13 protein-coding genes are annotated in these 12,899 nt (G+C 45.5%); 1 reads left to right on the forward strand and 12 read right to left on the reverse strand.

From position 1 onward, the window contains the following. The first annotated feature begins 23 nt into the window (after positions 1-23). A complete protein-coding gene (locus FXO21_RS03815; protein ID WP_149638846.1) occupies positions 24-383 on the forward strand; it encodes a DUF4890 domain-containing protein in 360 nt (119 codons plus the stop codon). 143 nt (positions 384-526) lie between these two features. On the opposite strand, the gene FXO21_RS03820 is transcribed toward FXO21_RS03815, so the two are convergent. The 12 genes from FXO21_RS03820 to ligA all read right to left on the reverse strand — a co-directional run bounded on the left by FXO21_RS03820 (position 527) and on the right by ligA (position 12,777). Further along, positions 527-2,122: a peptide chain release factor 3 gene (locus FXO21_RS03820; protein WP_149638847.1), complete on the reverse strand. Its 1,596-nt coding sequence runs from the start codon at positions 2,120-2,122 to the stop codon at positions 527-529. Between the two features lie 138 nt (positions 2,123-2,260). Beyond that, on the reverse strand, positions 2,261-2,872 hold the full coding sequence (locus FXO21_RS03825; RefSeq protein WP_192579163.1) for an inorganic pyrophosphatase: 612 nt from the start codon (positions 2,870-2,872) through the stop codon (positions 2,261-2,263). Between the two features lie 50 nt (positions 2,873-2,922). Further along, entirely contained in the window at positions 2,923-3,894 is a 972-nt protein-coding gene (locus tag FXO21_RS03830) for a glycosyltransferase family 2 protein (protein ID WP_149638848.1), read from the reverse strand. A 61-nt stretch (positions 3,895-3,955) separates the two neighbouring features. After that, a complete protein-coding gene (locus tag FXO21_RS03835) occupies positions 3,956-4,678 on the reverse strand; it encodes a tRNA1(Val) (adenine(37)-N6)-methyltransferase (protein ID WP_149643359.1) in 723 nt (240 codons plus the stop codon). 4 nt (positions 4,679-4,682) lie between these two features. Then, positions 4,683-5,315 (reverse strand): ribonuclease H1 domain-containing protein, encoded by a 633-nt coding sequence (locus FXO21_RS03840; RefSeq protein ID WP_149638849.1) that lies wholly within the window; start codon positions 5,313-5,315, stop codon positions 4,683-4,685. Positions 5,316-5,376: 61 nt separating this feature from the next. Continuing rightward, positions 5,377-6,615, reverse strand: coding sequence for a peptidase T (pepT, locus tag FXO21_RS03845; RefSeq protein WP_149638850.1), 1,239 nt, complete (start codon positions 6,613-6,615; stop codon positions 5,377-5,379). A gap of 13 nt (positions 6,616-6,628) precedes the next feature. Next, positions 6,629-7,093 (reverse strand): pyrophosphohydrolase domain-containing protein, encoded by a 465-nt coding sequence (locus FXO21_RS03850; RefSeq protein WP_149638851.1) that lies wholly within the window; start codon positions 7,091-7,093, stop codon positions 6,629-6,631. Between the two features lie 146 nt (positions 7,094-7,239). Next, positions 7,240-7,809: a MarC family protein gene (locus FXO21_RS03855; RefSeq protein WP_149638852.1), complete on the reverse strand. Its 570-nt coding sequence runs from the start codon at positions 7,807-7,809 to the stop codon at positions 7,240-7,242. A 79-nt stretch (positions 7,810-7,888) separates the two neighbouring features. Next, on the reverse strand, positions 7,889-8,602 hold the full coding sequence (locus FXO21_RS03860) for an NUDIX hydrolase (RefSeq protein ID WP_149638853.1): 714 nt from the start codon (positions 8,600-8,602) through the stop codon (positions 7,889-7,891). 71 nt (positions 8,603-8,673) lie between these two features. Continuing rightward, positions 8,674-9,732 carry an aminotransferase class V-fold PLP-dependent enzyme gene (locus tag FXO21_RS03865; protein ID WP_149638854.1) on the reverse strand — a complete coding sequence of 353 codons (1,059 nt, stop codon included), beginning with the start codon at positions 9,730-9,732 and terminating at the stop codon, positions 8,674-8,676. Then, positions 9,732-10,622 (reverse strand): 4-hydroxy-tetrahydrodipicolinate synthase, encoded by an 891-nt coding sequence (dapA, locus tag FXO21_RS03870; RefSeq protein ID WP_149638855.1) that lies wholly within the window; start codon positions 10,620-10,622, stop codon positions 9,732-9,734. The genes FXO21_RS03865 and dapA overlap by 1 nt, the downstream gene beginning before the upstream one ends. A 64-nt stretch (positions 10,623-10,686) precedes the next feature. Beyond that, a complete protein-coding gene (ligA, locus tag FXO21_RS03875; RefSeq protein ID WP_149638856.1) occupies positions 10,687-12,777 on the reverse strand; it encodes an NAD-dependent DNA ligase LigA in 2,091 nt (696 codons plus the stop codon). Positions 12,778-12,899 lie beyond the last annotated feature (122 nt).

The following is a 12,899-nucleotide window of genomic DNA, read 5'->3' on the forward strand; positions in this document are numbered from 1 at the left end:
CGGGTATCAAAAACTTTATGACCATGAGAAAATTAGTATTTGTCTTTTTATTGACTTTCGCTACAATAAGTGCTTTCGCACAGCGGCAGGGAGGCAATATGACACCGGAGCAGAGAGCTGAAAACCAGACTAAAAACCTGGCAGAAAATTTGAACTTATCCGAAGATCAGAAAAAACAGGTCTATAACCTAAGCCTGGCCCGCGCGCAGAAAATGCAGGAACTTCGGGAAAAATCAAACGGCGACCGCTCAGAAATGCGCGCGTCTATGGAAACCTTCAACAACGAAATCGCCAAAGTACTTACCGTAGAGCAACAGGAAAAGTATAAAACTATGCAGGAAGATCGGAGAGGAAATCGCAGCGAGAGGCAGCCTAGGAATTAGGGGAAAGGAATGAAAGGAGAAAGGGAGAACGGAGGAAGGAGGAAGGTAAAAACGGACAAAAAATAAAAGGAGGAAGGGAGATCAACACTGATTTCCTTCCTCCTTAATTCCATCCTCCTTCCTCCCTTTATTCCTTTCCCTTTTTAAATCGCCATTTCCGTCTTGAACTCCGAAGTAAAATGGAAATGTATAGCCGGGTTATTTTCGCGGTTCATGCGGATCATCCATTCGGACTCTGCCAGAAATACGGGATTGCGATCTTTATCATAAGCAATCTGGTTTCCCTTTAATCTGATAAACTGGTCCATCGCAGGTTTTTCGTCGGCAGTGAGCCAGCAGGCGCGGGAAATGTTCATCGGTACCCAGCGGCATTTCGCGCCATATTCATGTTCAAGACGATATTGAATTACGTCAAATTGCAGCTCTCCTACCGTTCCTACTATCTTTCTGTTTCCCAGATCCAATGTAAAAAGCTGCGCTACCCCTTCGTCGGTCAGCTGCTGAATACCTTTTTCCAGTTGCTTGGATTTCATCGGGTCCATATTGATCAGCTCCTTGAATATCTCAGGCGAAAAGCTTGGTATACCCGAAAATTGCAGATTTTCACCTTCTGTCAGCGTGTCTCCGATCTTGAAGTTACCGGTATCATATAAACCTACTACATCGCCGGGAAAACCTTCGTCCATCACACTTTTGTCCGAAGCCATGAATGTAAACGGACTTGAAAAACGTACGTCTTTCCCTAGCCTAACGTGTTTATAGAATTTTCCTCTTTCAAATTTACCTGAACAAATGCGCAGAAATGCAATGCGGTCGCGGTGGCGCGGGTCGAGGTTTGCGTGGATTTTGAATACAAACCCGGTAAACTTCGGCTCTGTCGGAGCTACTTCCCGAACATCGGTCGGGCGGGGCTGCGGAACCGGGGAAATTTCACAGAAAGTATCCAGCAATTCCTTGATACCAAAGTTATTAATCGCACTTCCAAAAAAGACCGGCGCCAGCTCACCTTTTTGGTAAGCTTCTTGTGAAAATACGTCGTAAACGCCTTCTACCAGCTCCACATCTTCCGTCAGTTGCTCCGCGTCTTTTTCTCCAACCAACTCCGTCAGGTTTTCGTCGTCCAGACTCACCTTTGCAACGTTACTTTCAATTTTGGTTTTATTGATCTTAAAGAAATACAGCATTTGTTCATACAAGCTGTAAACCCCCTTAAAATTAGCACCCATATTGATCGGCCACGTAAGCGGACGGACGCGGATATTCAGTTTGCTTTCAAGCTCATCGAGCAGTTCAAACGGATTCTGGCCTTCGCGGTCAAGCTTATTGATAAAAATAATTACCGGCGTATTGCGCATCCGGCACACTTCCATCAGCCTTTCGGTCTGTTCCTCAACGCCTTTTACGCAGTCAACTACCAGGATTACGCTATCGACCGCAGTTAATGTACGGTATGTATCTTCCGCAAAATCCTTGTGACCCGGCGTATCGAGGATATTGATAAGCAGGTCTTTATATTCAAACGTCATCACGGACGTAGCGACTGAAATACCTCTCTGCTTTTCGATCTCCATAAAATCGGAGGTCGCCGTTTTCTTGATCTTATTTGATTTAACCGCTCCCGCAGTCTGAATAGCGCCTCCGAACAAAAGCAGTTTCTCGGTAAGGGTCGTTTTCCCTGCATCCGGGTGACTGATGATCGCAAAAGTGCGCCGTTTTTTTATTTCTTCTATATTACTCATGTACAATTGAGATACTGATTTCAGTGATTCCGGCGAATCAAAATTTCCGCAAAGATACGAATAAAAGAAGAGCCGCCCCTATCGGAAACGGCTCTAAATTCTATTTACGCCCAGCTATTAATGCTGAGAATCAGATGCTCAATAAAATGAATGCTTATAATCTTCCACTGAAGTCATAATCACTTCATGTGCTTCTTCCCTGCCATAAACATTGGTAATTTCAATGTGCGCCTTTTCGCCAGGAAGATTTTTGTAAGTAAGGAAATAGTGTTTCAAACGCTCCACGATACCTTCCGGCAGCTGGCTCAGATCTGAAAATCCACCATAAACTTCATCGCCTTTTAAAACCGCAATGATCTTGTCATCCGCTTCACCGCCATCGATCAGACGGATCCCGCCGATTGGTTTGGCCTGACAAAGGATATCGCCATGAGAAATGATCTTCTCGCAAAGCACCAAAATATCCAGCGGGTCACCGTCACCTTCCGTAACATCGCGCCCGGAACGCTCACGTGCCAATAATGCTATTTTTTCAGCGCAATATGTTTTCGGGATAAAACCGTAAAGTGCAGGAACGATGTTGGAGTACTTCTGCGGCCGGTCGATCATCAGATAGCCCGTCGCCTTGTCAATCTCATATTTAACGGTATCAGTCGGAACAATCTCAATAAATGCAGTTACAAGTTCGGGTGCGTTGTCACCCATCGGAATTCCATGCCAGGGATGTGCTTTGTGTACGTTAGCGATCATTATTTGTAATAGTAACTTTTTAATATTTTAAAGAATAAACCATTGAGTTATTAACTTCCGGCGCGTTCGGATATATTGTAATCGCCTGTCTTGGAAACGGATTGCTTGACAAACAGTTCGCCCAGAAAACCTGCAAGAAATAATTGAGAACCGACCATAATTGCTACCAGCGCAAGAAAGAACAACGGATTGTCGGTAACGTTACGGTAAGGCAGTAAATGGTATATATTATAGATTTTTTTGCCCAGAAGCCAAAAGGCTATAATGCTTCCCAGAAAAAACATAAGGGTTCCCAGACTACCGAATAAATGCATCGGCCGACGCCCAAACTTATTCACAAAGGCGATCGAAAGCAAGTCGAGAAAGCCAAAAATAAACCTTTCGAGACCGAATTTCGTGTGCCCGTATTTGCGTGCCCTGTGCTGAACAACCTTCTCGCCAATCTTCGCAAACCCGTTCCATTTGGCGATAACCGGAATGTACCGGTGCATTTCACCGTAAATCGTAATGTTTTTCACCACTTCTTTCCGGTACGCTTTCAGCCCGCAATTGAAATCGTGGAGGTAAACGCCCGAAATGCTGCGCGTGGCCGCATTGAATATCTTGGTAGGGATTGTTTTTGTGATCGGGTCGAAACGCTTCTTTTTCCAGCCCGAGATCAGGTCGTACCTTTCTTCGGCGATCATGCGGTAGAGCTCGGGAATTTCGTCGGGACTGTCCTGCAAATCAGCATCCATCGTAATGATCACGTCACCCCGGACGGCTTGAAAGCCGGTTTGCAGCGCAGCAGTTTTTCCGTAATTACGCACAAAACGAAAGCCTCTGACGTGTGGATTTTCAAGAGATAACCTCGAAATGACTTCCCATGAACGGTCCTTACTCCCGTCGTCAATAAAGAGGACTTCGTAAGTAAAGCTGTTCTCATTCATTACCCGCGTAATCCATTCGCAAAGTTCGGGCAGCGACTCTTCTTCATTATAAAGCGGAATAACAACGGAAATCTGTATTGCTGAATGGGTCATGAATTTTTTTGCAATGGCGCGGCCGTATTGAATTATGCCGCAAAGTTCGCTTTTTTCCTGATCAAAATTTCAAATAAAAGTCTTTGAGCAGCATTCTGAACTTCGGATCATACGTGACACCGTTTGTTTCATAAATATTCAATGTTTCAGTTAAAACCTGCAGCACTGGCGAAGGTTGGTTTTGAAATTCCATCAGTGTCCGGAATGGCTTCTTGTCCGGCTTATGAAGAAGCGTCATTTCACGCCGCAATTGCCAGCCCTGCTCATTTGCCATTGTCCTGAACTGAATACCTTCCTCAACTGGCAAAAGAATTGAAAACCTTCCTTCGGCCTTCAACAGCGTTTTTACTGCATTTAACAAGCCGGCAAAATCCAGAGTTTCGGAATGGTGCGCCCTATTGATCTTTTCCGCCGGCGACCGCAGGTCTGACTGAAAAAAAGGGGGATTAGTAACAATCAGGTCATATTGATGCTCGGATTCAAAATCCTGAATAGCCTCATGATAAAGCTGGATACGGCCTTTGAATGGACTTTCATGGACATTTTCACCAGCCTGAAAAAACGCTTCGGCTTCAATTTCTACCGCGTCAATGGCCGCATAGGTATTGCGCTGCGCGATCATCAGTGACAGCAATCCGGTACCAGTACCAATATCGAGGATCCGGTCTGCATTATCAACGTCGGTCCAGGCACCCAGCACGCAGGCGTCAGTACATACCTTCATCGCGCATTGGTCCTGCTGAATGGTAAACTGTTTAAACTGAAAATGTGAATTTTTCCCCATAACCTTATTTTCTTCCAAAGTCTGCCGGATTTTCACCCCAATATTCTGTTTCCCATTTCAAAATTTTATTCGGAAAAGTATTGCTCGCAAGCCACCTTTCGGCGCGTTGCAGCATTTCAAAAACGGGTTTATTTCTTGGTGTAAGCGCTAGTTTCGTATTTGCGTGTTTTTTTTTTATCCAGCTGATCGCGGTTCTGGAATCGCTGTATATAGGCAGACTGCTTTCGTTTTTTTGCAAATAAGCCAAGGCGTGAACGATAGCCAGAAATTCGCCGATATTGTTAGTTCCGTCCTGAAAAGGTCCCTGCAAAAAAATTCGCTTGCCGGTTTGATAGTAAATACCCTGGTATTCCATATCGCCCGTCGCAGTATTCCACGCCGCATCGACGATAATACTGTTTTTGATCGGTTTTCCCACTGATGCGGGTGCTTCTTTCAATACGGGCTTAGCGTCTTTCTTGGTCACAAACTCCCAATAATCGCGTTGGATAGCCTTTTCTGCCTCTTCTACCGATTCAAATGACTTGTAACGCGCATCTTCAAAGCCCTTGATCTGAGCCTCACATTCCTTCCAATCCGTAAAAATCCCGGTCTTCCGACCCTGCCACACTACGTAATATTTCGTCTTCTTAGACATTTATTTTAATGATCGAATAACTGAATGATTGAATTCATCCCTTTCCTCCTTCCTCCCTACTCTAAGCCTCCTCCTCCCAAATCCCCGCCAGATTCACAATCACTTCGACCGCTTTTTCCATATCCTGAACGGATACCCATTCCAGTTTCGAGTGAAATGCATGTTCGCCGGCGAAGATGTTGGGGCACGGCAATCCCATGAACGAAAGCCGGGAACCGTCGGTGCCTCCGCGGATACTGCGACAGACGGGATTAAGGCCGGCGCGCAGCATTGCTTTTTCCGCATTTTCGATAATCTGGGGATATTTGTCGAGTACCTCTTTCATGTTTCGGTACTGCTCCTGTACTTTGAAATCGGCTGTTGAGTTGGGATATTGCTCTAACACTTCTTCCAATATATTTTTCAGAAACGCTTCCTTTTCAAGCAGCCCGGCTGTGGTGAAGTCCCTGATGATGAAGCTGATCGTTACTTTCTCCTGGATACCTTCTATCTGGACCGGATGAATAAACCCTTCCATATCAGAGGTGGTTTCGGGGGATAATGTGTCTTTGGGAAGTTTTGAGAGGATATCGGCCGCTATTTTAACTGCATTTTCAAGCTTCCCTAATCCGTAACCCGGGTGCGTACTCACGCCGTGGATCGTAATCTTTACGCCATCGGCCGAAAATGTTTCGTTTTCCAATGTACCCACTGCCTCACCATCGACAGTATATCCGAAATCTGCCCCCAGCTTGGCCAAATCCACCTTTTCAGTCCCACGACCTACTTCTTCGTCCGGCGTAAAAAGTATTTTAATATCTCCGTGCCTGATCTCAGGGTGATTGATCAGAAATTCGGCCGCAGCCATAATTTCTGCTACGCCGGCCTTATTATCCGCGCCGAGCAAGGTTTTACCACTCGCTGTAACAATATCATTTCCGATTTGCTGATCCAGATCGTGCAGCTCGCCGATACGTAAAACCTGCGTAGGATCGTCGGGCAGCACAATATCGCTTCCGCCCCAGTTTCTATGAATGATCGGTTTTACATTCGCACCCGACACGTCGGGAGAAGTATCTACGTGCGAGCAGAAACAAATGACAGGTATATTGACTTTGTTGGAATTGGAGGGAATGGTAGCGTAAACGTAGCCGTGTTCATCCACGTGCGCATCAGAAATACCTATTTCAAGCAGCTCGACAACCAGCAAATTGCTCAGGTCGCGCTGCTTTGCGGTGCTCGGGAAACTTTCTGAGCCAGGATCAGATTGGGTGTCGATCTGCACGTAGCGCAGAAAACGGTCGAGAACTGATGTTTTCATAAAATCTATTGACTTAACCGATAATGGAAGCGAGATCTGCGGGGGAATAATTGATATTTTTCAGCGTCTTATCATCGGAAGTCCTGTAAACGAGATACTTACCATTATCTTCTTTGAAATAACATTCGGTACCTTTTGCCTGGTAATGCGCAACGGTCGCCTCGGCTTCCTCTGCTGTTTCACAGGCTTTGGACATATTGGACCGCTGGACCTCATCAAATAACTCCCTGAATTTTTCCCCCAAACCAAATTCCAGCACGGCGCCCGATAATACATATTGCAGGTCGCAAAGTGCGTCGGCTACTTCCACAATATCCTTTTCAAGAATAGCTACTTCCAATTCCTTCAGCTCCTCAGCCAGTAACGCGACGCGCAACCTGCTGCGTTCTTCGGACGGAATAGCAGGTGAGGCCACGATCGGATGTTTGAATGTTTTATGAAATTCGGCGACTTGATTGAGACTGTCCAGTTGTTGCATTTTTTTGTATGGATTTGAATACTTGTTTGTTTTAGTTTTTGCCGGTGTTGTCACCGGCTTTTCTCGCGCTGTTGGTGACAACACCAACAGAGGCACTGCCGTCCCCGCCATTGTTGGTGTTGTCACCAACAACCTGCGTCAAAACCTCAAACGATCAGATTCGTTTTAAAAAGTTTGATCGCGATCGCCAGCAGGATAATTCCGAATATTTTTCTCAATATATCAGTCCCTCCCTGCCCGAGCTTTTTCTCAATCCAGTTTGAGGATTTTAATACCAGATAAACAAAAAACAGGTTCAACAGAATACCGACCAGGATGTTTTCAATTTGATAAGCCGAACGGAGGGAAAGCAGTGTAGTCATGGTAGCGGCACCTGCAATGATCGGAAATGCGATCGGGACAATGGATGCCACGCCCACAGACACACTATCATGTTTGAAAATGTTTCTGCCCAGAATCATTTCCAAACCCAGTAAAAAAAGGATAATAGCACCCGCAATCGCAAAGGAGGCTACATCAACCCCAAAAAGACTTAACAACCTTTCTCCCAAAAACAAAAAGACCACCATGATAATACCGGCGGTCAGCGTGGCTTTTTCAGATTCGATCTTGCCGAGTCTTTTTCTGAAATCAACGATCACCGGAAGCGAGCCGAGCACGTCGATCACAGAAAATAGAATGAGGGTAACCGAGACGATTTCTTTGAAATTAAACATGCGGTCCGCATTGAGGTCAGACCGCAAAGTTGCGATTAATTAGTTTCATATTGAATCTAATTAATCACTAAAAAATAATTCAGGAAGCACTTCCGGGAAGAAAATTCAGAAAAGTATTGAACTGCTTCTTGTATTTTTCTTCATCGATTTTATAAAAGAAAGCTCCTTTTTTGGAGTAGCCCTTCTGTTTTTCATCAAGTTTTATGAGAAGGTTCGTCGAAAGCAGCTTCCGGCTGAAATTGCGTTTATCCAGTTCTGTGCCAAAAATGGCTTCATACAATTTCTGCAATTGCGGGATCGTAAATTTTTCGGGAAGCAGCTCAAAGCCGATCGGGTGCTGGGAAGCTTTATACCTTAAATGCTGGATCGCCATCTCAACCATTGATCCGTGGTCAAAAAGCAATTTGGGAAGTTCCTGAAAGGAAAACCACTGTGCTTCATAGCTTTTAGAAAGCTTGTGCGCGTAATCTTCAACATTAATTAACGCAAAATAAGCGACCGAAACAGTGCGTTCCACAGGATCTCGTTGAGGACTTCCGAATGTGTGCAGTTGTTCGAGGTAAATGTCAGTCAGACTGGTGAGTTCGTAAAGAATTCGCGAGGACGCGCCTTCGAGGCTTTCGTCGGGCTGTACCCAGCCTCCCATTAAAGACCAGCTGCGGTCTTCATCCTCGATGCCTCTTTTGACGAGCAGTATTTTCAGTTCTTCACCATCGAATCCGAAAATGATGGAGTCCAGTGCTACGAGACATTTGGTTTGCGCCTGGTATTGCTTTAAGATATCTAATCGCACAACTAACTATTACGAGAAATGGTTTTTGAATTTATTACTAAATACAAACCACCCCTGTTACTACTCATTGTCTATTTTAGCGCAGCTGAGACGAGGAAATTTTGCAAAATACTAATCTCCTGGTCAGAAATAGCGGGAAAATTAGCGATCCGGAAACTGGTATCTTTCTGACTTCCATAACCGTTACCAAGCGTTATACCTGCCTTTTTTGCTGCTTCTTTGATCTGTGAAATCTTCTCTTTTTTATTGACCACTGCAATCACCGTTTCGGAACGTGCAGCCTCATTTGTTACCAGCAACTGATACCTGTTTTTGGATAAAAACTGGTACCATTCCCTGCTTCGCACTGCTGTTTGTTCGGCTAACTCATGAATAGGCTTCACCTGCTTCATCACACTGTTTAACAGATAGATACCTAATATGTTCGGCGTGTAGGGAGTTTGGTTTTTGAGGAAATTATCGCGGATAAAAAGCAGGCTATTATAATGCTTTCTTTCGCCGATCTCGATCGCACGTTCTACCGCTCTGGGGGAAACGACCAGAATGCCCATTCCGGCCGGCAATCCAAAACATTTTTGAACGGATGCATACCAGATATCCGCCGCTTCCCAGGGAAGTTCGACACCCGCCATGGAAGAAGTAGCGTCGACAGCAATCAGGTTATCACTTTCCGATCGCAGCGAGTCCAGAAAAGAAGCAGGCAGCGCCGTCCCGTTAGAGGTTTCATTGTGAGTAAGGCAGATCAGTTCGCTACCTGACAATTTGCTGGCAAACGGCAACTCAGGCAATGCATTATGATCGAAATAAAAGCTGCTTGCGCCTGACGTCAGTTTTCGGGTATATTCCATCCACTTCTCGCCGAATGCCCCATTATAAATATGCACACTGGGCACCGATATCAGCGACTGGGCGATGATTTCCCAGCATTCCGTCGCAGAGGACACGAAATACACTTCATAGTCCGCCGGAATATCCAGTTTAAGTTTGACATTGCTGACCGTCGCTTCCAGCATTTCCATAAATGCCGTACTGCGGTGGTTAGCACTGATCACGCCGCTTTCGAACGCTTCCTGCAAGTATTGGCTAACTTCAGGATAAACTTTGGATGGACCCGGATAAAAAGTAATCATTATATAAAACCTTCGCGCTTCATTGCATTTTCAAGCTTTTCGCCCAATTCTTGGGAAGCTTTTAGTAAAGGCAAACGAACGTCCGAGCTGCATATTCCCTTAATTTCCAAACATTTTTTAATGCCGACAGGATTTGACTCGATATATAGCAGGGTATCAAATTCTAAAAAGGCCAGCTGTAATCTGGCTGCTTCCTTAAATCTACCTTCCAGCGCGTGCCACGTCAGCTCGCCGAATTCTTTCGGGAATGCATTGGCAATCACCGAGATAACCCCGTGCCAGCCGACGCTGATCATCGTAGTGACCAGGTTATCATCCCCGGAAAGCAGCAGAAAATCGTCAGGAACGCGCGAAGCCAGTTCCATACTTTGTTCAATACTCCCGCCCGCATCTTTGATTCCGATAATATTCGGGTGCGCCGAGAGTTTCACAATCGTATCGGCCTTCATATTGATCACGGTCCGGCCGGGAACATTGTAAAGCAGCACAGGTACGGGCGAAGCGTCGGCAATTGCAGTAAAATGCGCGATAATACCGTCCTGGGTAGGCTTATTATAGTATGGACAAACAGACAGGATCGCATCGACGCCAGTCAGATCCGTCTCCTGAATGCAATCAAGCACCGATTTGGTATCATTTCCACCGATTCCATAGACGATCGGCAGCGATTTGTAGTTATTTTCAATCGTAAATGCCAGGATCTCACGCTTTTCCCGGGAAGATACCGTTGGCGACTCTCCTGTTGTTCCCTGCACAACCAGATAGTCACTTCCTCCTTCACTCACCAGGTCAATCAGTTTTTTCAAACCCGGATAATCTATTTCATTCTGTTGATCAAAAGGAGTGATCAAAGCTGCACCTACCCCTTTGAAACGTTGGTCCAATGGCATTATTAAATCTATATAATTGGTTGACTTTTGAAAACGCAAAGTTAGCTTTCTAAGTCATTTTTACTTACTTATTCTCAATCATTGCCAAAAATTCTTCTTCCGACAAAATGGTCACCCCAAGTTTTCTGGCCTTTTCTAACTTCGACGGACCCATATTCGCGCCTGCCAGCAGGTAGTTCAGCTTGCCCGAAACGCCGCTCAATATCCTTCCTCCGTTTGCTTCGATCTTGTCTTTCAGATCATCCCGCTCAAAATTTTCGAATACGCCGGAGATTACAAACGTCTTTCCTTCCAGTACATCACTTTCTTTTTCAACAGGTTTTTCGTCACTTTCCATTTGGAGTCCGGCGGCTTGTAACCGCGCCACCAGCTGCTGGTTTTCGGGTACGCTGAAATAGGATTCAATGCTCATTGCGATACGCCCGCCAATTTCAGGCACGGCAGTGAGCTTGTCGTAACTTGCGCTGCGCAAAGCTTCGATGGATTTGAAATAGGAAGCAAGTTTTTCGGCCACAGTCGCGCCGACAAACCGTATCCCCAATGCAAAAAGCACATTTTTGAAAGGTACGGTTTTAGAAAGATCAATGCCTTTGAGAATGTTCTCGACCGTCTTTTCCCGGAAACTGATCTTTTTTACTTTGCCGGTTTCTTCATTCGGGATATTCTTCTCAATGCCCAACAAATTACCTTCGTTTAGATCGTACAGATCGGCAGGGGTATTTACTAATCCTAAGTCAAAAAGCAATTCAATTTTTCCTTCGCCCAGACTCTCGATATTCATCGCTTTCCGGTGAATAAAATGCTCGATCCGGCCTTTCAGCTGCGGCGGGCAGTGGCTGTCATTCGGACAAAAAAATACGACTTCTCCCTCGTTTCGTTGCAATTCGGAGCCGCATTCAGGGCATTTGGTAGGGAAAGTAATTGGCTCGGTTGGAAACAATTCACGCTGGGTAACGTCTACGCCTGTAATCTTCGGAATGATCTCACCACTCTTTTCCACAAAAACAGTATCCCCAACTTCCAAACCCAGCCTGAGCAACTCATTCGCATTATGCAGCGTCGCCCTTTTTACACGCGTACCCGACAAATGCACACCTTTTACATCCTTATAAGGAATCGCGCGCTCGGTCAGGTCGCACAGGTTTGCGACGGGCGTAATTGCACCCGTTCTGCCCACCTGGTAAGTGACCATCCGCAGGATAGCCGGTTTATTTTCAGCCTTATATTTAAATGAAATAGCCCAGCGCGGACTCTTCGCCGTGAATCCTAATTCCCGCTGCTGCTCAAATGAATTGACCTTGATCACAATACCGTCAGTAGCGAGCGGCAAAGTCAGCCGCTTTTCCTCCCACTCGTGAATATAGGCGATCACATCGTCGATATTTGTCACCTTTTTCCAGCCTGGAGATACATTGAAACCCCACGATTTCAATGCAAGCAGACTTTCTTCGTGGCTTTTAAAGAATTCATTATCAGTTAAAAATGAATAGATATAACAATCGAGCTGGCGGCGTGCAGTTTCAGCTGAATCCTGTAATTTAAAAGAACCCGAAGCTGCGTTTCGCGGATTCGCATATTGATTTTCACCCAGTGTATCCATTTCCTCATTCAGTTTTTGAAATGAGCTGAGCGGCATGAAGCCCTCTCCCCGGATTTCAAACACCGGAGGCAACTTATCAGCCTTCACCCGCAAAGGCAAAGTCCTGATCGTTTTGATATTGGTCGTGATTTCATCGCCGCGCGTACCGTCTCCGCGGGTTACCCCTCTTACCAAAACGCCATTTTCGTAAGTAAAACTGAGGGATATTCCGTCGAACTTAAGCTCACATATATATTCGAATTCCTCCCCATCGAGTCCGCGTCGAACGCGGTCATCGAAATTCCGCAGCTCTTGCTCATTATAGGTATTATCGAGCGACAGCATCGGATAGCGGTGGTATACCGCATTGAACGATTTCGTGATCGTGCCTCCTACCCGCTGCGTGGGCGAATCCGGTTGCCGGAATTCGGGATGCGCGTCTTCCAGACCCTTCAATTCCTTCAAAAGCTGATCAAATTCGAAATCCGAGATTTCGGACACACTATCCTGGTAATAGCGATAATTGTAATGGTTCAGTTTGTCGGTAAGCTCCTGGATCTGCTGTTCTGGATTCATTCGGAATGGCGTTAGGGATTCGACCCAAATTTAAGATTTATTTAAAGTTTTGAGAATTCATGTTACCGATTTGAAATGTAGACGTCTAAATTGAAAAACCGTTCGAAAAGTCAAATGAACAC

The organism is Dyadobacter sp. UC 10 (assembly GCF_008369915.1).
GTDB lineage: Bacteria > Bacteroidota > Bacteroidia > Cytophagales > Spirosomataceae > Dyadobacter.

What these genes read in the sequence shown, in the direction of transcription:
- FXO21_RS03820 (WP_149638847.1), bottom strand. Translation starts at nt 2,122, where the DNA reads ATGAGTAATATAGAAGAAATAAAAAAACGGCGCACTTTTGCGATCATC.
- FXO21_RS03825 (WP_192579163.1), bottom strand. Translation starts at nt 2,872, where the DNA reads ATGATCGCTAACGTACACAAAGCACATCCCTGGCATGGAATTCCGATG.
- FXO21_RS03850 (WP_149638851.1), bottom strand. Translation starts at nt 7,093, where the DNA reads ATGCAACAACTGGACAGTCTCAATCAAGTCGCCGAATTTCATAAAACA.
- ligA (WP_149638856.1), bottom strand. Translation starts at nt 12,777, where the DNA reads ATGAATCCAGAACAGCAGATCCAGGAGCTTACCGACAAACTGAACCAT.
- FXO21_RS03855 (WP_149638852.1), bottom strand. Translation starts at nt 7,809, where the DNA reads ATGTTTAATTTCAAAGAAATCGTCTCGGTTACCCTCATTCTATTTTCT.
- FXO21_RS03835 (WP_149643359.1), bottom strand. Translation starts at nt 4,678, where the DNA reads ATGGGGAAAAATTCACATTTTCAGTTTAAACAGTTTACCATTCAGCAG.
- FXO21_RS03830 (WP_149638848.1), bottom strand. Translation starts at nt 3,894, where the DNA reads ATGACCCATTCAGCAATACAGATTTCCGTTGTTATTCCGCTTTATAAT.
- pepT (WP_149638850.1), bottom strand. Translation starts at nt 6,615, where the DNA reads ATGAAAACATCAGTTCTCGACCGTTTTCTGCGCTACGTGCAGATCGAC.
- FXO21_RS03840 (WP_149638849.1), bottom strand. Translation starts at nt 5,315, where the DNA reads ATGTCTAAGAAGACGAAATATTACGTAGTGTGGCAGGGTCGGAAGACC.
- FXO21_RS03815 (WP_149638846.1), top strand. Translation starts at nt 24, where the DNA reads ATGAGAAAATTAGTATTTGTCTTTTTATTGACTTTCGCTACAATAAGT.
- dapA (WP_149638855.1), bottom strand. Translation starts at nt 10,622, where the DNA reads ATGCCATTGGACCAACGTTTCAAAGGGGTAGGTGCAGCTTTGATCACT.
- FXO21_RS03865 (WP_149638854.1), bottom strand. Translation starts at nt 9,732, where the DNA reads ATGATTACTTTTTATCCGGGTCCATCCAAAGTTTATCCTGAAGTTAGC.